Below are 20,368 nucleotides of genomic sequence, written 5' to 3'. Positions count from 1 at the left end.
GTGCTGGTGCGCGCCGCGGGCGCGGTGCTGTGGCGGCCCGCGGCCGCCCCCGGCGGTGTCGAGGTCGCCGTGGTGCACCGGGACGGCTACGACGACTGGAGCCTGCCCAAGGGAAAGCTGGACCGGGGTGAGACCGTCCACGCCGCGGCGGTGCGGGAGGTGGCCGAGGAGACCGGTTCCACGGCGGTCCTCGGCCGCCACCTCGGTCAGGTCGGCTACCCCGTCGTGGGCGGCGACAAGCTGGTCGACTACTTCGCCGCCCGCGCCACCGCGGGCGGTTTCACCGCCAACGACGAGGTCGACCGGCTGCGCTGGCTCCCGGTCGAGGACGCGGCGGCGCTGCTGAGCTACCCGCACGACCGGGTGGTGCTGGAGCGCTTCACCGCAGCGCCAGCCGACACCACGACGGTCCTGCTGGTGCGGCACGCGCACGCGGGCCGCAAGCGGGACTGGCCGGGCCCCGACGACCAGCGGCCGCTCTCGGCGCAGGGGCAGCGGCAAACCGGGGCGCTGACGCGGCTGCTGCCGCTGTTCGGACCGGACAGGGTGGTGGCGGTCCCGAAGGTGCGCTGCCGGGCCACTGTGGCCCCACTGGCCGCGGCGCTGGGGGTCGCGGTCGAGGCCGCGCCGGAACTGGCCGAGCACCACGACCCGGGCACCGCGGTGGCCCACCTGCGCGGGCTCGCCGCCGACGGCGGCACCCCGGTCGTCTGCAGCCAGGGCGGCGTCATCCCGGCCCTGGTGGCCGAGCTGACCGGGCTGGCCGATCCGCAGGCGCGCAAGGGCAGCGTGTGGGTCCTCTCGTTCGCCGGGGACAAGGTCGTGGCAGCCGACCACATCCCACCCGGCTGACCCGACGACCACACCGGACCACCGACGGCGCCACCCCACCCCGGGGTCGGCGCCGTCGTGATCTCGGCGGTCGACCGGACGCACCGCGGTCGCGGCTCTCGTGGATCACCGCACCTGGACAGCGCGCCCACCCGCCGATCCGCAGGCGCACAAGGGCAGCACCGGGATCACCCCCGCGCGAGCGACAACCGACCACATCCCACCCGCACCAGCCACAGCCGACGGCAGCACACATCCGGGCTCGCGGCCGCGGCAACACCCACCCCCACCAGGGCGTCCACCCTCCCACCCAGCCGATCCACCAGCACACAAGGGACCTCGCCACCACCGGCGACCAACCCGCGGCGACAGACCACATCCCATCCCCGGGTGAACCAGCCCAATAGGCCGATCGGGGAGCTGACGCCCGGCCAGCCATTGCCCAGGCACACAAGGGGCGCTTCCTCGCCACCCGGCACAAACCCGGCGCGGCCAGCCCACCCACCCCGTAGTAGCCCGACGAGAGCACGACCCTCAGCAGTGAGCCGACGCTGTCCCAGACCGGCCAGCCCGCAGGTACAAGAGGCCCTTCCGTTCAGCGGGAACAAACCCCCGGCAGGGCCACGAACCCAGCACTGAGGAACCTGCAGGCGAGCGCGAGCGACCAGCGGCCAAGGCGTCTCCCGAACCTGCCCGAACACGCGGGCGCGCAAGGGTGGCACGGGGCGCGCCAGGAGTGCAGTGTCCCAGGTCAGGCGGATCGCCGTGCCCCCACGGGATCCGGGGCCGAGGGCGGCGGAAGCCTGGCTGCCGTAGTCGGAACGAGCTGATTCGCGGGCCTGCAAAGGCCGGGTTGGGCCGCCGCGGGGAAACCATTCGGGCGCGGATCGAACTCCCCGTCCGGCGGTCCTGTTCCGTTCGGCCGCGCACCGACCAGTTCGCCCGGCGGTGCTCAACGCATACCGGCGAGCTCTCTCGACCGTCGTCGAATCCTTACCCGGACACCCGGAACCGGGCCGTTCGCGCACCACCCCGAACGGGTGGAATGGATTGCCGGGAGGCGCCGTCGAGAACCCCGGCGCGGGGCGGGAATCCGACTCGGGAGAAGGTGAAAGCGTTGTGCGCCGCCAGGGCCGGGCGGCCCGGTGCGAAAGACAACGGAGCAGGTCAGCGCCGTGGTGGTGTCGCACTGAGAGGGTTGGCGGCGGGAGTTGGCGGTGTCGTTGGCTGGGGGTTGGCGCGGACACGCGAGAGCCCCGCACGGGGGAAGCGTGCGGGGCTCTCGCGATGTGCTCAGACCGTCATGGACGAAACCTGAACCGCCCTACCGGGTCGGTTCAGGCGCCGGTGGCCGTCGTTACTTCTTGGTGGCCTTGGCGGTCGCCCGAGGCGTGGTGCTCTTGGCGGCCGTCGTCTTCTTGGCCGCGGTGGTCTTCGCCGCCGCGGTCGTGGTCTTCTTTGCCGCGGTGGTCTTCGCCGCGGTGGCCTTGGGCGCTGCCGCCGCCTTCGGTGCCGCCGCCGCGGGCTTCGCCGCGGTGGCGCGGGTCCGCGTGGTCTTCGCCGCGGTCGTGGTCGCCGCTACCGCTGCCGGCTTCGCAGCCGCCGCGCGCGTACGCGTGGTGGTGCTGCGAGTGGTCGCCGCCGCGGGCTTGGCCGCCGCCGCGCGCGTACGCGTGGTGGTGGTCGCCGCGGCGGTGCCGCGGGTCGCGGTGGTGCGAGCGGTTCCCGCGGTGGTCTTGGTGGCCGCGACCTTGGGCAGCTTCTTGGCCCCGCTCACGACCTCCTTGAACATCGTGCCCGCGCGGAAGGCGGGAACGTTGGTCTTCTTGACCTTCACCGTCTCACCGGTGCGCGGGTTGCGAGCGGTGCGGGCGGCACGCGCGCGCTTCTCGAACACACCGAAGCCGGTGATGTTGACCTTCTCGCCCTTGTTGACCGTGCGAACGATCACGTCGACGAGACCGTCGACCGCAGCGCCTGCGGCCTTCTTGTCGCCAAGGCGCTCGGTCAACGCCTCGATGAGTTGGGCCTTGTTCACCCTTCAGTCCTCCGTAAGAGAGCCACACTGCCGTTCACGGCCGATTCAGGCCGACTTCTGGCAAAGATAGGCCTAAAGGCGCGCGATTTCCACGCGACGCGCCCGATTTTTCCTTGCCGCGTGCGGCCTCCACCCCCTGAGGGGGGTGGAATCGGAGGTTTTCGGGCGTCGCGGGGGGCCGTCGACGGGGTCTTGGAGGTTGGGTTGTCCGGCCGCCGAAGGGCCGGGCCGGGCCGGAACCCCGGTGTGCGAAGGGGATTCCGACCCGGGTCGATCAGGCGCCCGCGATGGGCGTTGTGACGGGCAGGTAATCGGCCCTGGCCTGCTCGAACTCGTCGATCACGGCCGCGTGGCGCAGGGTCAGGCCGATGTCGTCGAGGCCCTCGAGCAGCCGCCAGCGGGTGTAGTCGTCCACCGCGAACGGCGCGGTGAACTCCTTGGCGCGGACGGTCTTCTCCCGGAGGTCGACCGTGACCTCCGTCCCAGGCTCGGTTTCGAGCAACTTCCACAACAGTTCGATGTCGGACTGCTCCAGTTGGGCGGCCAGCAGGCCCGCCTTGCCCGCGTTGCCGCGGAAGATGTCGGCGAAGCGGGCCGAGAGCACGGTCCGGAACCCGTAGTCCGACAGCGCCCAGACGGCGTGCTCGCGGGAGGACCCGGTGCCGAAGTCCGGGCCCGCGACCAGCACGCTGCCCGCCCGGTAGGGCTCCTGGTTGAGCACGAAGTGCTCGTCAGAGCGCCAGGCGGCGAACAGCCCGTCCTCGAACCCGGTGCGGGTGACCCGCTTGAGGTAGACCGCCGGGATGATCTGGTCGGTGTCCACGTTGGACCGGCGCAGCGGCACCCCGACCCCGGTGTGGGTGGTGAACGGCTCCATCTGTGCTCCCCCTCAGTTCTGCGCGCTTGCCGCGGTGTTGGTACCTCCGGCGGAGGCGGTGACCAGGTCTTCCGGCGACGACAGGGTGCCGCGCACCGCGGTCGCGGCCGCGACCAGCGGCGACACCAGGTGGGTCCGCCCGCCCTTGCCCTGCCTGCCCTCGAAGTTGCGGTTCGATGTGGACGCGCTGCGCTCCCCGGGGGCGAGCTGGTCGGGGTTCATGCCCAGGCACATCGAGCAGCCCGCCTGCCGCCACTCGGCGCCCGCGGCCAGGAACACCTCGTGCAGGCCCTCGGCCTCGGCCTGCGCCTTGACCCGCATCGACCCGGGCACCACGAGCATCCGCACGCCGTCGGCGACCTGGCGCCCGGCGATGACGGCGGCGGCGGCGCGCAGGTCCTCGATGCGGCCGTTGGTGCAGGAGCCGAGGAAGACGGTGTCGACGCTGATCTCGCGCAGCGGGGTGCCCGGGACGAGGTCCATGTACGACAGGGCCTTCTCGGCGGCCACGCGCTCGTTCTCGTCGGCGATCCGCTCCGGGTCGGGCACGGTGGCCGACAGCGGGAGGCCCTGGCCGGGGTTGGTACCCCAGGTGACGAACGGGGTCAGCTCGTCGGCGTCGAGCACGACCTCGGCGTCGAAGACCGCGCCGTCGTCGGTGCGCAGCCCGCGCCAGTCGGCGACCGCGTTGTCCCACAACTCACCCGCGGGGGCGTGCGGGCGGCCCTTCAAGTAGGCGAAGGTGGTCTCGTCGGGGGCGATCATCCCGGCGCGGGCGCCCGCCTCGATGGACATGTTGCACACGGTCATCCGCGCCTCCATCGACAGCTTCTCGATGGCCGGGCCGCGGTACTCCAGCACGTAGCCCTGCCCGCCGCCGGTGCCGATGCGGGCGATGACGGCGAGGATGACGTCCTTGGCGGTGACCCCCGGGCGCAGCTCGCCGGTGATGGTGACCGCCATGGTCTTGAAGGGCCGCAACGGCAGCGTCTGGGTCGCCATCACGTGCTCGACCTCGGAGGTGCCGATCCCGAACGCCAGCGCGCCGAACGCGCCGTGGGTGGAGGTGTGGCTGTCGCCGCACACCACCGTCATCCCCGGCTGGGTCAGGCCGAGCTGCGGGCCGACCACGTGCACGATGCCCTGCTCCGCGTCGCCCATCGGGTGCAGCCGGACGCCGAACTCCGCGCAGTTGCGGCGCAACGTCTCCACCTGGGTCCGCGACACCGGGTCAGCGATCGGGAGATCGATCCCAACTGTCGGGACGTTGTGGTCCTCGGTCGCTATCGTCAGGTCCGGCCTGCGCACAGGACGTCCGGCGAGCCGGAGGCCGTCGAAGGCCTGCGGACTGGTCACCTCGTGCACGAGGTGCAGGTCGATGTAGAGCAGATCGGGTTCGGCACCACTGCCCCTGCGCACGACGTGCCGGTCCCACACCTTCTCGGCGAGCGTTTTGGCCACCGCTGATCACCACTGCTTCCCACGGACTGGACTTCCCACATAACGGGAAAGTAGTATCGAGACGTGGGACAGCATAGCGGCATCGGAGTTCTGGACAAGGCAATGGCCGTACTGCAGGCGGTCGCGAAGGAGCCGTGCGGTCTGGCGGAGCTGTGCACCAAGACCGGCCTGCCCCGGGCGACCGCGCACCGGCTCGCGGTCGGCCTCGAGGTGCATCGCCTGCTGCGCAGGGGAAGCGACGGCAGGTGGCGGCCGGGTGCGGCGCTGGCCGAGTTGGCGGGCGGCGCGACCGACCCGCTGCTGGACGCGGCGACGGCGGTGCTGCCCCGGTTGCGCGACCGCACCGGCGAGAGCGTGCAGCTCTACCGCCGCGATGGTCTACACCGGATCTGCGTCTGCTCGGCCGAACCCCCCAGCGGTCTGCGCGACACGGTCCCGGTCGGCGCGCGGCTGCCGATGACCGCGGGCTCCGGCGCGAAGGTCCTTGCCGCCTGGGCCGATCCGGCGACGCAGCGCAGCCTGCTGGCGGACGCGGTGTTCGGCGAGCGGGCGCTGCTCGAGGTGCGCAGGCGGGGCTGGGCGCAGAGCGTGGCGGAGCGCGAGCCGGGGGTCGCGAGCGTGTCGGCACCGGTGCGCGACGCCTCGGGGGTGGTGGTGGCAGCGGTATCGGTGTCCGGCCCGATAGATCGCATGGGCCGCCGCCCCGGCGCCCGCTGGGCCGCCGACCTGCTGGCCGCAGCCGACGCCCTCCAAAACCGGCTCTAGCCCACCAATCCACGCTTAGCCCCCGAACCCGCGCCCGCTTCACTTCAGCAGGCGCGGGTTCGCGTCACTCCAGCCAGCGCGGGTTCACGGATCGCTCCGGTGCACGTGAGTCTCGGACTCCGGTCCAGTGCACGTGGGTCTCGGACTCCGGTCCAGTGGACGCATGCCGTTGCTGGGGATGCGGGGCAAGGGATTCGGGCCTCCGCCTTCGGCTCCGGTAGCCGCCTCGTCGCCTAGCGGCAACATCGGCGGAGATCCGCGATTTTCGAGCTCTGCTCGATGCGGTGGACCTGTTTTGCGCGGGGCCCCTACGACACCCGACGCAGGACCGCAAAGCAGGGGCCCAAAAGCAGGCCCTGCCGCGCGGAAACGCTACGGGTGCCGCTCCCCCACACAAACCAGGTCCACCCCATCGAGCACCTGGCACCAGCGACTCCGACTGTCCAGGCGCTGGGCTGGCAGGGCAGCCGAGAGCGGGCTGAGATGGCACCGGACCTTCCGAGTGTCCAGGCGCTGGGTAGATGGGCCGGGGCGGACCTGACGGGGGTTGGTTGGCACCATCGCTTCCGGTCCTACCGCAGCCCCAACTCCAGACAATCAATGCGATGAGAGGGCTAAGCGCCCAACAGAAACCCGCCCCCAGCGCGCTGGCGCACTCCGCCGCTTCGCAACCACCGCACCGTGGGCGACAGCCCCATTGGCTACATACCTTGATGCGACGACCGAAGGTCGAGCGAACCCCGCTGGTTCCGGCGCCTGCCGCACCGTGGGGGTCTGGGGGGTCGCCCCCCAGGTGTAATAGCGAAAGAGGCCTGCGAAGGTGCACTAGCACCGAGCAAGCCTCTTCCACCTCTGTAGCCCCGACGGGATTCGAACCCGCGCTACCGCCTTGAGAGGGCGGCGTCCTAGGCCGCTAGACGACGGGGCCAGGAACTTTTCATTACTTTGTGTGGTGTTGTATTGCTGGTGTTGCGGTCTTGCGGGAGAGACTCTAGCAGGTGGTGATTGTGTCTCTCTGGCTGGGGTACCAGGACTCGAACCTAGACTAACTGAACCAGAATCAGTCGTGCTGCCAATTACACCATACCCCAATGGCGTGAGTTGATCACCGCTGCGGCTTGGGAGTCGCAGTGGTGTTCCTCGGTGCCGGAGAAGATGTTAGACCACACGGGCGCTGATCGAGAAATCGGGCCCTAGGTGCGGGGGGTGGGGAGGGTGGAAGCGCTGGTCACCGTGGGTGTGCGGTAGTCGGTGACGAGGAGGGCTGGCAGGTCGGCGAGGGTGTCGACGACGGGGATGGTGGGGGGTAGGGGTGGGGTTGGGCGGCGGGTGCGGTTGAGCCAGATGCCGTGCAGGCCCGCGTCGTTGGCGCCGTGGGCGTCGTGGTCGAGGCGGTCGCCGATGTGGGCGGTGCGCTCCGGGGGGACGCCGAGGTGGGCGCAGGCGGTGTGGAAGATCACGGGGTCCGGCTTGGCCGAGCCGAGTTCGCCCGCGCTGACGACGACGTCGAAGAAGCGGTTGAGGCCGAGGGTGGTGAGGCGGTCGCGCTGGCGGGGGCCGGAGGCGTTGGTGACTGCGGCCAGGCGCAGGCCCGCGGCGCGCAGCCAGTCCAGGCAGGGCAGCACGTCGGGGAACAGCCGCCAGGTGCGGCTCACCTGGGCCAGGCGGCGGTCCTCGAGCGCGGCGACGGCGGCGTCGTCGAGGTCGCGGCCCAGGCCCGCCAGGAACGCCTTGGTGCGGGCGTGGCGCATGGCGTCGTAGTCGAGTTCGCCCGCCACGACCATGGCGCTGTGCGCCTCGGTGACGCGCTGCCAGGTGGGCCACAGGTCGCCGCGGCCGAGCGGGACCGAGCCGATGACCACCGACAGCGCTGATCTGGCCGAGCCGGTGAAGTCGATCAGGGTGTCGTCGATGTCCAGGCAGATCGCGTCGATGGTTGGCGGTTCGTGCCCGTTGTTGGCCACCACCCGCCCGGGAGTGGCTGATGTGGACGGTGCGGGCACGAGCGCGGAAGTCATCCAGCGAGGCTAGATCTCGCACCGGGTCCGCCGATTCGTCTGCCCAGGTGATGTTTCGGCTTCTGACACGGTCAAGCGGGAAGGCAAGACACAGAGCGAAAACCTGGTCTATCGCGGCGCTACCGGAACTCGTTACCCGGGCCGTCTCCCGCATTCGGGTGAGAGTGCGGTCACGCCGCGGCACCGGCGGCGGAGGGGACACTGTACGGCGCGCGGCGCGGTCGCGTACAGGGCCGAAAGCCTTGCACCACTTGGTTCTCGGCGCCCGGATCGGCCGCGTTCCGCCCTCGGTGGGGGTTCGCCCCTGGTCACACAAAGGAAGCGCGTGGTGGCGCGGCGCGTCCGCGATTGTCCACTGTGGTCCCATCGGGTCGCGGCTGTCGCGGTCCTGTCGCCCGGCTGTCGTCTCGGCGGTCGAGACGACAGCCGGATTCGTCGCGGGTGGACGGTTTGCGACCGCCCGGCGCAATCCGGCGCGGTTGCCCCGAACAGCGCAGCCCGCTTGACCGCGCGGCCCGCCGGGTGCATCCTGAGTTTATTCAACTACCGTTGAAATTGGGGAGGGGATCATGGCAACCACTCGGACGACCGCGTGCGTGGTCGGTGGCGGCCCGGCGGGGATGGTCTTGGGCCTGCTGCTGGCGCGGGCCGGGGTCGAGGTGGTGGTGCTGGAGAAGCACGCGGACTTCCTGCGCGACTTCCGCGGCGACACGGTGCACCCGCCGACGCTGGACCTGCTCGACGACCTCGGCCTCGGCGAGGCGTTCCGCACGCTGCCGCACCGGCGGGTGGAGCAGGTGCAGGTGCCCTTCCGCGGCGGGGCGTTCAAGGTCGCCGACCTCACGGCGCTGCCGGGGCCGAACAACTACATCGCGATGGTCCCGCAGTGGGACCTGCTGGACCTGCTCGCCACCGCGGCGGCCGCCGAGCCCACCTTCACCCTGCGGAGGAACACCGAGGCCGTGGCGCTGCGCTGGACGGGCCGCCGGGTCACCGGTGTCGACTACCGCACCGCGGCCGGGGAGACCGGCGCGGTCGAGGCCACCCTGGTGATCGCCTGCGACGGCCGGGGTTCGCGGCTGCGCGCCGAGGCGCACCTGGTGCCCAAGTCCTACCCCACGCCGATGGACGTGTGGTGGTACCGGGTGCCGCGCCACGACAGCGACCCGGCGGGCCTGCTGCCGGTGCTGAGCAAGCGGCGCGCGGGCGTGCTGATCGACCGGGGCGACTACTGGCAGATCGCGACGATGATCCCCAAGGGGTCGGACCCGGTGGAACGCACCAAACCGGTCACCGACCTGCTGCGGGACCTGGCCGCGGTGCTGCCGTGGATCGCCGACCGGACCGGCGCGGTGACCTCGTGGGACGAGGTGAAGACGCTGCAGGTCAAGCTGGACCGGCTGCCGCGCTGGCACGTCGACGGGCTGCTCTGCCTTGGCGACGCGGCGCACGCGATGTCGCCCGCGGGCGGGGTCGGGATCAACCTGGCGGTGCAGGACGCGGTGGCCGCCGCCCGGCTGCTGGCCGGGCCGCTGCGCACCGGTTCGCTGTCCACTTCGGACTTGGCGCGGGTGCGGCGCAGGCGGCTGCTGCCGACGGTCGTGGTGCAGGCGGTGCAGCGGGTGATGCACGCCAAGGCGCTCGGCCCGGCCCTGGCCGGTGAGATCGACATCGCGGGCGCGGGCAAGCCGCCGCTGGCCCTGCGCCTGATGGCCAAGCTGCGGCTGCTGCAGTGGATCCCGGCGCAGGTCATCGGGCGCGGCGTGATCACCGAGCCGACCCCGGACTTCGCCCGCCGCTGAGCGCGGAGTCCACCCAGTCGGGTGACCGAACCCGGTCACCCGACCCGGGGCTCAGCGGGTGACGACCGGGTTGGTGAGCGTGCCGAGGCCGTCGATGGTGACCGACACCTGCTGGCCCGCGGTGATCGGCCCGACACCAGCCGGGGTGCCGGTGAGGATCACGTCACCGGGCAGCAGGGTCATGACCCGCGACACCCACTCGATGAGCGTCGGCACGTCGTGCAGCAGCAGCGAGGTCGTCGAGTCCTGCTTGAGCTCCCCGTCGACGCTGGTGCGCAGGGCGAGGTCGGCCGGGTCGACCCCGGTGGTGATCCACGGCCCGAGCGGGCAGAACGTGTCGTGCCCCTTCGCCCTGGTCCACTGCCCGTCGGCCTGCTGCTGGTCGCGCGCGGTCACGTCGTTGGCGATGGTGTACCCCAGCACGACGTCCTTGGCCTTGGCCCTGGGCACGTCCCGGCAGGGCATCCCGATGACGACGGCCAACTCGCCCTCGAAGTCCACTCTGGACGAATCGGCGGGCAGCCGGATGGCCGCGCCCGGCCCGATGACCGTGGTGGAGGGCTTCATGAAGATGACCGGGTTGGCGGGCGCCTCGCCCCCCATCTCCTTGGCGTGGTCGGCGTAGTTCTTGCCGACGCAGATGACCTTGCTCGGCAGGATCGGCGCCAACAACCGGGTGTCGGCCAGCGGCCACTTCCGACCGGTGAACGTCGGGTTCCCGAACGGGTGCTCAGCGACCTCGGCCGCGACCTCCGCCCCCTCATCACCCTCAACGGTGACGAACGCGACGCCTTCTGGATGGGCAATTCGAGCGATACGCACCCGCCCACCCTAGGCCCCCACCACCGAAACCTCCGCCGCCCACCCACCCGACCACGGTCTCTACTCGATGGGCGGCCTTTGTTGTGCGTGGCTTGCTCCGGTGGCCATACCCGACCACCGGAGCAGCGGATCAGCCGCCGACGGCCGTCCGCACCCGCATCGCCTTGTGCGCGAGCGCGTCGCACAACGCCAACCAGCTCGCCTCGACGATGTTCCCGTGCACCCCCACCGTCGTCCACTCCCGTTCCCGGTCCGACGACTGCACCAGCACCCGCGTCACCGCGTCCGTGCCGTGGTCCCCGCCCGCGGTGAGGATGCGGACCTTGTAGTCGGTCAGCTCCACGTCGTCGAGCCACGGCAGGTGCGGTGAGAGCGCCTTGCGCAGCGCCGCGTCCAGCGCGTGCACCGGCCCGTTGCCCTCGGCGGTCGCGATGACCCGCTGCCCGTTGACCCGCACCTTGACGGTGGCCTCGGACACCACCGAGCCGTCGCGGTCGTGGTCGAGGATGACCCGGTAGGACTCCAGTTCGAACGGGGTGACCGGCTCGGTCTCGGTGGGGTCGATGCCCGCGATCTCCTCGCGCAGCAGCAGTTCGAACGAGGCGTCCGCCGCCTCGAAAGACCATCCGCGCGCTTCCAGGTCCTTGACCTTGCGCAGCGCGTTGGTGATGGCCTCAGGCCTGCCGGCCAGGTCAACACCGAGCTCGTGTCCCTTGAGCTCGAGGCTGGCCCGACCGGCCATCTCGGTGACCAAGACCCGCATGTCGTTGCCGACGGTGCCCGGATCGATGTGGTTGTAGAGCTCCGGGTCGACCTTGATCGCGCTCGCGTGCAGCCCCGCCTTGTGGGCGAAGGCCGATGACCCGACGTAGGCCTGGTGGGTGTCGGGTGCGATGTTGGCGATCTCGGCAAGGGCATGGGAGACCCGGGTCAGCTCGGCCCGCGCCCCGGTGGGCAGCGCTTCGAGGCCGAGCTTGGTCACGAGATTGCCGATCACGGCGAACAGGTCGGCGTTGCCAGCCCGCTCCCCGTAACCGTTCGCGGTGCACTGGACGTGGCTCGCGCCAGCCTGCACAGCCGCGACGCTGTTGGCCACGGCGCAGGACGTGTCGTCCTGGCAGTGGATGCCCACCCGGAAACCGGTGCGGGCGATGACCTCGCCGACGGTCTCGGCGAGACCGAGCGGCAACTGGCCGCCGTTGGTGTCGCACAGCACGGCCACGTCCGCGCCGGACTCCATCGCGGCGGTGAGCACCCGCAGCGAGCAGTCGGGGTCGAAGGCGTAGCCGTCGAAGAAGTGCTCGGCGTCGAGGAAGACCCGGCGGCCCTGGCCGACGAGGAAGGACACCGTGTCGCGCACCATCTCCGCCGCCTCGGCCACGTCGGTGCGCAGCGCGCGCTCGATGTGCCTGCGGTCGGACTTGGCCACCAGCGTGATGACCGGCGCCTGGGAGTCCAGCAGCGCCTGGACCTGCGGGTCCCGCGCGGCGGTGGTGCCCGCGCGCCGGGTCGAGCCGAACGCGACCAGCGCGGCGTGCCGCAGCGGCAACTCCCCCGCCGCGGCGCGGGCGAAGAACTCGGTGTCCTTGGGCAGCGCGCCCGGCCAACCGCCCTCGATGAACCCGACGCCGAGACCGTCCAGCAGCCGCGCCACGGCCAGCTTGTCGGCGACCGAGTAGGAGATGCCCTCCCGCTGGGCGCCGTCGCGCAGGGTCGTGTCGTAGACGTGGAAGGCGTCCCCGAGTGGGGTGCCCGCGGGGACCGATCGGGCTGTGCTGGTCACGGGATTCGCTCCTAGGTGGTGCCGGGTTCTGGTCGCCGGTGGGGTTCCGGGCAAACAAAAAGACCCCCCGCGGAAGGTGCGAGAGGTCTGCGCGCTGGGCTCGGAAGAGGAGCTACCCAGCGCGCCTGTCAATAATGATGACGACGGAAGCCATGCCGGGATCGTGGCACAGTGGACCGCTCCAGGTCCACTCCACGGACCCCCGGTCCCAGGGACTGGGAGCGGTTAGTGGCCGCAAACGCCGACGGCCGCCCCGGGTGGGGGCGGCCGTCGGGCGGAACGGGTGCCTGGTCAGGCGGTCTTGGCGTTCGAGGAGACCAGCGCGGCCAACCGGTCGCCGATGGCGAAAGTGCCACCGGGCGAACTGTGGTCGCGGGTGGCCAGGTCGAAGGCGACCGAGGCCTCGATGCGCCTGGCCGCCTCCACCTCGCCGAGGTGGTCGAGCAGCAGCGCCACCGACAGCACCGCTGCCGTCGGGTCGGCGATGCCCTGGCCCGCGATGTCCGGCGCGCTGCCGTGCACCGGCTCGAACATGCTCGGGTTGCGCCGGGTGATGTCGAGGTTGCCGCTGGCGGCGAGCCCGATGCCACCGGTCACGGCCGCGGCGAGGTCGGTCAGGATGTCGCCGAACAGGTTGTCGGTGACGATCACGTCGAACCTGGTCGGGTCGGTCACCATGTGGATGGTCGTGGCGTCCACGTGCTGGTAGGCCACCGTCACGTCCGGGTGCTGCAGGGACACCTCCTCCACCACGCGCGACCACAACGAGCCAGCGTGGGTGAGCACGTTGGTCTTGTGGACCAGCGTGAGGTGCTTGCGCGGACGCGCCGAGGCGCGGGTGAACGCGTCGCGCACGACCCGCTCCACACCGAACGAGGTGTTGACGCTCACCTCGGTCGCGATCTCGTGCGGAGTGTCCTTTCGCAACAGTCCACCGTTGCCCGCGTAGAGGCCCTCGGTGCCCTCCCTGACCACGATCATGTCGATCTCGCCAGGATCGGCGATCGGGCTCTTCACGCCCGGGTACAGCCGCGCCGGGCGCAGGTTCACGTGGTGGTCGAGTTCGAAGCGCAGCCGCAGCAGCAGCCCGCGCTCGAGGATGCCGCTGGGCACCGACGGGTCACCGACCGCGCCGAGCAGGATCGCGTCGTGCTCGCGCAACTCGGCGAGCACTGACTCCGGCAGGAGTTCCCCCGTCGCGTGCCACCGGGCAGCGCCGAGGTCGTATCGGGTGATCTCCGCGGTCGGAACGACCTCACCGAGCACCTTCAGTGCCTCGGCGATCACTTCCGGCCCGATCCCGTCACCTGGGATCACCGCGAGCCGCATGCACACACCTCCCGGGTATCGGCCCGAACTGTCAGGGCCTGGTAGTCGAGGGAAGGCTACCGGGAAGTCGTCCGGTCGCCGCATCTCGCCACCCCTCTGGGTGGCGATTCGTGGTCACAACGGCCCACGGGTAACACGAACGGTGCCCGGATCGGTTGTCGACCAACCGATCCGGGCACCAACGGGGCGCACGCCGCGTCCCAGCCCGTGGACCGGGTGGCCGCGTCGGGGCCCGTTGTCGAGGGTCGCTCAGCCGAAGTCGACCGAGCGGACGATGGTGGCGCCGATCGAGGCGCCGATCGACTCCAGCACGGACTGGTCGACCGCGCGGTCCACCCGCAGCAGCATCACCGCGTCGCCGTCGGCGGTCTGGCTGATCTGGGCGGCGTCCACGTTCACCCCGGCCTCGCCGAGCAGGGTGCCCACGGTGCCCATCACGCCGGGGCGCTCCGGGTACTCCAGCAGCACCACGTCGCCCTCGGCGCGCAGGTCGAAGGAGCGGCCGTGCACCTCGACCAGCTTCTGCACCTGGCCGAGGCCGGACAGGGTGCCGCTGACGGTCACCGCGGTGCCGTCCGGGTAGACCCCGCGCAGGGTCACCAAGCTGCGGTGGTTGAGGCTCTCGCTCTCCTTGGCCACCTCGACGGTCACGCCGAGGGTCTCGGCGAGGCGGGGGGCGTTGACGAAGGTCACCTGGTCCTCGACGATGCCTGCGAACACCCCGCGCAGCGCCGCGAGCGGCAGGATCGAGACGTCCTCAGTGGACAGTTCGCCGCGGACGAGCACGGTGATCGAGGTGGGCGCCTTGCCGCCGAGCGCGGAGAGCACGGTGCCCAGCTTCTGGGTCAGCGGCAGGTACGGGCGGACCTCCTCGCCGACCACGCCACCGGCCACGTTGACCGCGTCGGGCACGAAGTCGCCGCGCAGCGCGAGGCGGACCGAGTGCGCCACGTCGGTGCCCGCGCGGTCCTGCGCCTCACCGGTGGAGGCGCCCAGGTGCGGGGTGACGATGATGCCGGGGACGCCGAACAGCACGCTCTCGGTGGTGGGCTCCTTGGTGAACACGTCCACCCCGGCCCCGCCCACCTGGCCGCTGCGCACCGCGTCCACCAGCGCCTGCTCGTCGATGAGGCCACCGCGGGCGGCGTTGACGATGAGCACGCCCTTCTTGGTCTTGGCCAGCGCCTCGGCGTTGATCAGGCCCTTGGTCTCCGGCGTCTTGGGCAGGTGCACGGAGATGACGTCGGCGCGGGCGAGCAGCTCGTCGAGCTCGACCAGCTCGATGCCCAGCTGCGCGGCGCGCGCGGCCGAGGCGTAGGGGTCGTAGGCGATCAGCGTGGTGCCGAAACCGGCCAGGCGCTGGGCGAACAGCTGCCCGATCTTGCCGAGCCCGACCACGCCGACGGTCTTGCCGAGCAGCTCGACCCCGGAGAACGCGCTGCGCTTCCACTGCCCCTCCTGCAGCGTCTGGTGCGCCGCGGGGATCTGGCGGGCGACCGCGAGCAGCAGCGCGACGGCGTGCTCGGCGGCGGAGACGATGTTGGAGGTGGGCGCGTTGACCACCAGCACACCCCGGTCGGTGGCGGAGGGCACGTCGACGTTGTCGAGGCCGACGCCCGCGCGGGCCACGACCTTGAGCGTGTCGGTCGCCTTGAGCACCTCGGCGTCGACCTGGGTGGCCGAGCGCACCAGCAGCGCGTCCGCGCCGGACACCGCGGACAGCAACGCCGGGCGGTCGGTGCCGTCGACCTGGCGGACCTCGAACTCGTCGCCGAACACCTCCAGCACGGACGGCGCGAGCTTCTCAGCGATGAGGACGACGGGGCGGCTCGTAGTGGTCACGCTGCTACTCCTGGGCTGGCTCTGCGGAGGGACGCGGTTACGGCGCTGTAACCCAAGGCCCCGAGTCTAGGCCGGTCTCTGAACCGTTCAACCGCAGGGTGAGCCAGGTGACATGGCAGTGTTGCGACACCGGAGATCACTCCCCCAACACCGGCGGCGCGGTGAACTCCGCATTCCCGAACACCTCGTCGTCATCCCCCTCCACCAGGTACGCGGGCCGCTTGCGCTCAACCGCCTTCGCAATGGGCAGATCGTCCGGTTCGGTCACCCGGACGGGCACGGGGGTGCTGCCGGTGACATAACCACCGGATCCAGTGGGACCGAAGGACATGTCAGCCGAGAACTCGAGCGGTGGGGGTCCGGGGTGGTGCGGGGGCGGGAACGCGGCCATGTCTGCGCGCGGGGCGACGGGGCGGAACGCAGGACTGGATCTGTCCGGCCCCGGCGGCGGGGTGGACATCTCCGGACGCGGGGCAACAGGGTGGAACGCCGGACTCGACCTATTCGGCCCCGGCGGCGGGGTGGACACCTCCGGGTGCGGCGCCACGGGATGGAACGCGGGACCGGACATCTCCGGGCGCGGCACGGGACGCCCAACCGGGCCCGGCACCTCCGGCGGTCGCGGCACGACGGGTTGCTGCCCGGTCTGGTGCGGGCCCGGCAGCGGCCCGGCCCGATTCGGAACGGGCTGCGGACCAGTCGGCCACGGGCCGCCCTGCGGCTGACCAGCCTGCTGGACACCCTGTCGCACAACGGGCTGCGGGCCGGTTTTGTGCGGGAGAGGGTGCTGCGGGAGAGGGTGCTGCGGGAGAGGGTGCTGCGGGAGAGGGTGCTGCGGAAGCGGTTGCGGGCCCGCTTGGCGCACCACGGGCTGCGGCCCGGTGTGGTGCGGCACCGGCTGACCAGCTTCGTGCGCGGCGGACTGTTGGCCGGTCTCGTGCGGGCCCGGCAGGTGGCCGAACTGGCGTCCTGCGGGGTCCGAGTCGCGCTGGGACTCGCTGGGCTGCTGAACGCCCTGGTGCGAGGCGGGTTGCTGCAGGGGCGGTTGCGGGCCTGCTTGGCGCACCACCGGCTGTGGCCCCGTCTGGGACGGCGGCGACTGGGGCCCAGTCCAGTGCTGGCCCACCTGGTGCGAGCCGGGAAGGTTCGGGACCGGCTGCTGTCCGGTCGCCCGCACCTCGCCTTGGTGCGCGGCGGACTGGTGCGGGGGTAGCTGCGAACCGGGCTGTTGCGGAGTGGCCTGGCGCACCGCTGGGTGCACGCCCGGCTGATACGGCACCGGTTGCGGACCGGACTCCTGCGCGACGGTCTGCTGGCCGACCTGGCGCACCACGGGCTGCGGTCCGGTCTGGTGCGGGATCGACTGCCAGCCGGTCGGTGGCACCACGGGATTCGGCTCGCTTTGGGGCGCGACAGGCCGCGGCCCGGTCTGGTGCGAAAGGGGCGGCGGACCGGGGTGGGGTGGGTGCATGCCTGCCTGGCCCACCACAGGCTGCGCCCCAGTCTGGTGCGACCCCGGCTGCGCCCCAAGCTGACCCACCACCGACCGCGGCCCCGTCTGGTGCACAACCGGCTGCGGCCCAGTGTGGTGCGACGGGGATTGCGGGCCAGAAGGATGCGGGGGCGGGTGCACGCCCGCCTGACCCACCACCGGCTGCGGCCCGGCCTGATGCACCACCAATTGCGGCCCAGTCTCACCCACCACCGACTGCGCCCCGGTCGGGCCCACCACCGGCCGCGGCCCGAGCTGGTGCGCGGCTGGCTGCGGCCCGGGCTGGTGTGCAGGGGGCTGGGGGTCGCGCGGTGGAAGCGCCGCGGGCCGCCAGCCAGGGGGTTGTTGTCGGGCGGCCGGGTTGGCTGGGGGATGAGGGGCGCGCTCGGCTGCGGGGGGTTGCCACCCGCCGGGCTGGGTGGGTGGGGCCGTCGCGGGGTGGGCGATGGCCTCGGTGCGGGTCGACTCCTCGGGGGCGGCGAGGGCTTCCGGGGGGATCCAGACCGGGGCGCCGGGTTGGTCGGGGTCCGCGCCGGGTGGGGTCACCACGGCTCGTCGAACTCCCCGGCCTTGGCGCCCTCGACGAAGGCGTCCCACTCCGACTCGGTGAACACCAGCACCGTGTCCTGCGGGCCCGTGAAGCGGGAGTTGCGCATCGCGATGTAGGTCTTGCCGTCGGAGTGCGGGACGAACGCGATCTCCACGTACTCGCCGTCGGGGTCGGCGTCGGGTTCGGCGGCGCGCTGCCACTCGGCCTTGGACAGGTCCAGGTTGCCGCGGACCTCGGCCTTGTCGTCGTAGATGGGTGCGCTTTCCATCTCGTCTCCTCGCTCGGTAGCGGAGTCGGGGTGTGCCGGGGATCAGGTATACCGCAGGCGGCCAGGGCACCCGCGCGCACCGTGTCGCGGACGACTCGCGCGGTCGCGGTGAGTAACGTGACCCCGGTGAGCTCGTACTTCCAGCGCTACCTGCGCGGCGAGCGGGTCGCGGTGTGGGCGGAACTGCGCGCGCTGGGCCCGATCCCCGACGCGCTGGTCGAGGACGTCGCCGCGGTGGCGGACGAGACGATGTTCCGGGCCGGGCAGGACGTGGCCCGGATCGCGGCCGCGTTGCCGGAGCTGGGCTGGGTCTCGGCGAACGGACTCGAACCGCACGAACCGCCCACCGAGGGCGCGCTCGCCCGCATCGACGCGCTGACCGACAAGGTGGCCCTGCCGTTCGCGTTGGAGGCCTGCCTACGCCAAGTGGGTCGAGTGTGGTTCGCCGGTGACAGCGAGGCATTGCTCTTGTCCTACCACCTGGAACCGGTCCCCCGGGGCGAGCCACCCGGCCCGGAGTACCCCGACCCGTTGTGCCTGCCGGGCATCTACAACCTCGCCGCCGAGTGGGACGAGCACGGCACCGAACCGGACTTCTCCTTCCCGCTGGCCCCTGACGAACGGCGGAAGGCGAATGTGCCGGGCGGCACCCAGGACTTGGACCTACCGTCGTCACTGGCCGATCCCGTGGTGCGCGGCATAGCGGGCCGCGAGGGCATCACCTTGGTCGAGTACTTGCGCGAGTCCATTCGCTGGGGCGGTTTCCCCGGGTATTCCTTCGCCCCCGAACTCGCGCCCGCGGTCTTGATAACCCTGTGCATGGAACCGGACTTCTAACGCGAGAAGAGGGGACCGGTGCGCGGTCCCCTCTTCCGGCGAACAGCGTCAGGCGGTCTCGGTGATCGGGCGGTCGACCCACGACATCAGGCCGCGCAGCTTCGCGCCGGTCTCCTCGATCGGGTGCTTCGCGCCCTCTTCCTGGAGCCGGTGGTAGTTCGCCCGGCCGCTCTCGTCCTCGGCCACCCACTCGCGGGCGAAGGTGCCGTCCTGGATCTCGCCCAGGATCTTCTTCATCTCCGCCTTGACCGCGGGGGTGATCACGCGCGGACCGCGGGTGAGGTCGCCGTACTCGGCGGTGTCGGACACCGAGTAGCGCTGCCGGGCGATGCCGCCCTCGTACATCAGGTCGACGATCAGCTTGAGCTCGTGCAGCACCTCGAAGTAGGCGATCTCCGGGGCGTAACCCGCCTCGGTCAGCACCTCGAACCCGGTCTGCACCAGCGCCGAGGCACCGCCGCAGAGCACGGCCTGCTCACCGAACAGGTCGGTCTCGGTCTCCTCGGTGAAGGTCGTCTTGATCACGCCTGCCCGCGCGCCGCCGATCGCGGCCGCGTAGGACAGGGCGAGCGCCTGCGCGCCGCCGGTGGCGTCCTGGTGCACGGCGATGAGCGCGGGAACGCCCTTGCCGTCGACGAACTGGCGGCGCACGAGGTGGCCGGGGCCCTTGGGGGCGACCATGGCGACGTCGACGTTGGCCGGGGGCTTGATCAGGTCGTAGCGGATGTTGAAGCCGTGCCCGAAGAAGATGGCGTCGCCGTCGTTGAGGTTGGGCTCGATGTCCTCGGCGTAGATGAAGCGCTGCTTGGTGTCCGGCGCGAGGATCATGATGAGGTCCGCCTCGGCGGAGGCCTCGGCCGGGGTGAGCACGCGCAGGCCCTGCTCCTCGGCCTTGGCGCGGGACTTGGACCCCTCGGGCAGTCCGATGCGGACGTCCACACCGGAATCGCGCAGGCTCAGCGCGTGCGCGTGGCCCTGGCTGCCGTAGCCGATGACGGCCACCTTGCGGCCCTGGATGATGCCGAGGTCGGCGTCGGCGTCATAGAAGATCTCGACGGACATGGGAGTTGTGTCTGCCTTTCTGGCGGTACCTGGCGGGAAACCAGCGAAACTCGGGGAATCGGTCAGCGGACGGCGGTCGCGGTGATCGAGCGGGGGCCGCGGCCGATGGCGACCATGCCGGACTGCACCATCTCGCGCACGCCGTAGGGCTCCAGCATGCGCAGCAGCGCCTCGATCTTGTCGGCGGTGCCGGTGGCCTCGATGGTCAGCGCCTCCGGGGAGACGTCGACCACCTTGGCGCGGAACAGCTGCACGGTCTCCAGGACCTGGCTGCGCACGGTGGCGTCGGCGCGGACCTTGACCAGCAGCAGTTCCCGGCGCACCGCGGCGGTGGCCTCGAGCTCGACGATCTTGATCACGTTGATCAGCTTGTTGAGCTGCTTGGTGACCTGTTCGAGCGGCAGGTCCTCGACGGCGACCACGATGGTCATCCTGGACACGTCGGGGTGCTCGGTCGGACCGACGGCAAGGGAGTCGATGTTGAACCCGCGCCGGGAGAACAACCCGGCGACCCGGGCCAGCACGCCCGGCTTGTTCTCCACCAGCACGCTGAGGGTGTGTTTGGTCATGGGCTCAGTCCTGTCTGGTCCG

17 protein-coding genes and 2 tRNA genes are annotated in these 20,368 nt (G+C 71.4%); 5 read left to right on the top strand and 14 right to left on the bottom strand.

Going from position 1 to position 20,368, the window contains the following annotated elements; genetic code table 11:
* A complete protein-coding gene (locus tag LV75_RS32660; RefSeq protein WP_253891258.1) occupies nucleotides 1–852 on the top strand; it encodes an NUDIX hydrolase in 852 nt (283 codons plus the stop codon).
* A 1,336-nt stretch (nucleotides 853–2,188) separates the two neighbouring features.
* Here the strand turns inward: LV75_RS32660 and LV75_RS32655 are convergent.
* The 3 genes from LV75_RS32655 to leuC all read right to left on the bottom strand — a co-directional run bounded on the left by LV75_RS32655 (nucleotide 2,189) and on the right by leuC (nucleotide 5,207).
* Nucleotides 2,189–2,869, bottom strand: a complete 681-nt coding sequence (locus LV75_RS32655; protein ID WP_253891256.1) for an HU family DNA-binding protein — start codon at nucleotides 2,867–2,869, stop codon at nucleotides 2,189–2,191.
* Between the two features lie 274 nt (nucleotides 2,870–3,143).
* Nucleotides 3,144–3,746 carry a 3-isopropylmalate dehydratase small subunit gene (gene leuD, locus LV75_RS32650; protein WP_253891255.1) on the bottom strand — a complete coding sequence of 201 codons (603 nt, stop codon included), beginning with the start codon at nucleotides 3,744–3,746 and terminating at the stop codon, nucleotides 3,144–3,146.
* 12 nt (nucleotides 3,747–3,758) lie between these two features.
* Complete coding sequence (gene leuC / locus LV75_RS32645) at nucleotides 3,759–5,207, bottom strand: 3-isopropylmalate dehydratase large subunit (RefSeq protein ID WP_253891253.1); 1,449 nt, start codon at nucleotides 5,205–5,207, stop codon at nucleotides 3,759–3,761.
* Nucleotides 5,208–5,270: 63 nt separating this feature from the next.
* Here leuC and LV75_RS32640 point away from each other — a divergent pair, with 63 nt between their 5' ends.
* On the top strand, nucleotides 5,271–5,972 hold the full coding sequence (locus tag LV75_RS32640) for an IclR family transcriptional regulator (RefSeq protein ID WP_204451137.1): 702 nt from the start codon (nucleotides 5,271–5,273) through the stop codon (nucleotides 5,970–5,972).
* Between the two features lie 855 nt (nucleotides 5,973–6,827).
* Here the strand turns inward: LV75_RS32640 and LV75_RS32635 are convergent.
* The 3 genes from LV75_RS32635 to LV75_RS32625 all read right to left on the bottom strand — a co-directional run bounded on the left by LV75_RS32635 (nucleotide 6,828) and on the right by LV75_RS32625 (nucleotide 7,990).
* A tRNA-Glu gene (locus tag LV75_RS32635) sits at nucleotides 6,828–6,900 on the bottom strand.
* Nucleotides 6,901–6,988: 88 nt separating this feature from the next.
* A tRNA-Gln gene (locus LV75_RS32630) sits at nucleotides 6,989–7,063 on the bottom strand.
* 102 nt (nucleotides 7,064–7,165) lie between these two features.
* Nucleotides 7,166–7,990: an HAD family hydrolase gene (locus LV75_RS32625; RefSeq protein ID WP_253891252.1), complete on the bottom strand. Its 825-nt coding sequence runs from the start codon at nucleotides 7,988–7,990 to the stop codon at nucleotides 7,166–7,168.
* Nucleotides 7,991–8,559: 569 nt separating this feature from the next.
* On the opposite strand from LV75_RS32625, the gene LV75_RS32620 reads away from it, so the two are divergent.
* Nucleotides 8,560–9,792 carry an FAD-dependent oxidoreductase gene (locus LV75_RS32620; RefSeq protein ID WP_253891251.1) on the top strand — a complete coding sequence of 411 codons (1,233 nt, stop codon included), beginning with the start codon at nucleotides 8,560–8,562 and terminating at the stop codon, nucleotides 9,790–9,792.
* Between the two features lie 51 nt (nucleotides 9,793–9,843).
* Here LV75_RS32620 and LV75_RS32615 read toward each other — a convergent pair whose 3' ends face one another.
* From LV75_RS32615 to LV75_RS32595, 5 genes are all read right to left on the bottom strand, one after another.
* On the bottom strand, nucleotides 9,844–10,614 hold the full coding sequence (locus LV75_RS32615; protein ID WP_253891250.1) for a fumarylacetoacetate hydrolase family protein: 771 nt from the start codon (nucleotides 10,612–10,614) through the stop codon (nucleotides 9,844–9,846).
* 130 nt (nucleotides 10,615–10,744) lie between these two features.
* Nucleotides 10,745–12,397 carry a citramalate synthase gene (cimA, locus tag LV75_RS32610; protein ID WP_253891248.1) on the bottom strand — a complete coding sequence of 551 codons (1,653 nt, stop codon included), beginning with the start codon at nucleotides 12,395–12,397 and terminating at the stop codon, nucleotides 10,745–10,747.
* Between the two features lie 291 nt (nucleotides 12,398–12,688).
* The gene (locus LV75_RS32605; protein ID WP_204451132.1) at nucleotides 12,689–13,726 is read right to left on the bottom strand and encodes a 3-isopropylmalate dehydrogenase; all 1,038 of its coding nucleotides are present in this window, start codon (nucleotides 13,724–13,726) and stop codon (nucleotides 12,689–12,691) included.
* 249 nt (nucleotides 13,727–13,975) lie between these two features.
* Nucleotides 13,976–15,568 (bottom strand): phosphoglycerate dehydrogenase, encoded by a 1,593-nt coding sequence (gene serA, locus LV75_RS32600; RefSeq protein WP_253891246.1) that lies wholly within the window; start codon nucleotides 15,566–15,568, stop codon nucleotides 13,976–13,978.
* Between the two features lie 136 nt (nucleotides 15,569–15,704).
* On the bottom strand, nucleotides 15,705–15,899 hold the full coding sequence (locus tag LV75_RS32595; protein ID WP_253891244.1) for a hypothetical protein: 195 nt from the start codon (nucleotides 15,897–15,899) through the stop codon (nucleotides 15,705–15,707).
* Between the two features lie 204 nt (nucleotides 15,900–16,103).
* Here LV75_RS32595 and LV75_RS32590 point away from each other — a divergent pair, with 204 nt between their 5' ends.
* The gene (locus tag LV75_RS32590) at nucleotides 16,104–16,781 is read left to right on the top strand and encodes a hypothetical protein (protein ID WP_253891243.1); all 678 of its coding nucleotides are present in this window, start codon (nucleotides 16,104–16,106) and stop codon (nucleotides 16,779–16,781) included.
* A gap of 821 nt (nucleotides 16,782–17,602) precedes the next feature.
* On the opposite strand, the gene LV75_RS32585 is transcribed toward LV75_RS32590, so the two are convergent.
* Nucleotides 17,603–17,878 carry a DUF397 domain-containing protein gene (locus tag LV75_RS32585; protein WP_253891241.1) on the bottom strand — a complete coding sequence of 92 codons (276 nt, stop codon included), beginning with the start codon at nucleotides 17,876–17,878 and terminating at the stop codon, nucleotides 17,603–17,605.
* A 126-nt stretch (nucleotides 17,879–18,004) separates the two neighbouring features.
* On the opposite strand from LV75_RS32585, the gene LV75_RS32580 reads away from it, so the two are divergent.
* Nucleotides 18,005–18,715, top strand: coding sequence for a hypothetical protein (locus LV75_RS32580; protein ID WP_253891240.1), 711 nt, complete (start codon nucleotides 18,005–18,007; stop codon nucleotides 18,713–18,715).
* A 48-nt stretch (nucleotides 18,716–18,763) separates the two neighbouring features.
* Here LV75_RS32580 and ilvC read toward each other — a convergent pair whose 3' ends face one another.
* Together ilvC and ilvN are read right to left on the bottom strand one after the other, a co-directional pair.
* Complete coding sequence (gene ilvC, locus LV75_RS32575) at nucleotides 18,764–19,777, bottom strand: ketol-acid reductoisomerase (RefSeq protein ID WP_253891238.1); 1,014 nt, start codon at nucleotides 19,775–19,777, stop codon at nucleotides 18,764–18,766.
* Between the two features lie 62 nt (nucleotides 19,778–19,839).
* Nucleotides 19,840–20,346: an acetolactate synthase small subunit gene (ilvN, locus tag LV75_RS32570; protein WP_092776687.1), complete on the bottom strand. Its 507-nt coding sequence runs from the start codon at nucleotides 20,344–20,346 to the stop codon at nucleotides 19,840–19,842.
* Between the last annotated feature and the right edge of the window lie 22 nt (nucleotides 20,347–20,368).

The sequence above is a fragment of the Actinokineospora diospyrosa genome, assembly GCF_024171925.1.
Taxonomy (GTDB): domain Bacteria; phylum Actinomycetota; class Actinomycetes; order Mycobacteriales; family Pseudonocardiaceae; genus Actinokineospora; species Actinokineospora diospyrosa.
Note: the sequence above shows the minus strand (reverse complement) of the source record. Positions and strands in the feature narration are given on the sequence as shown.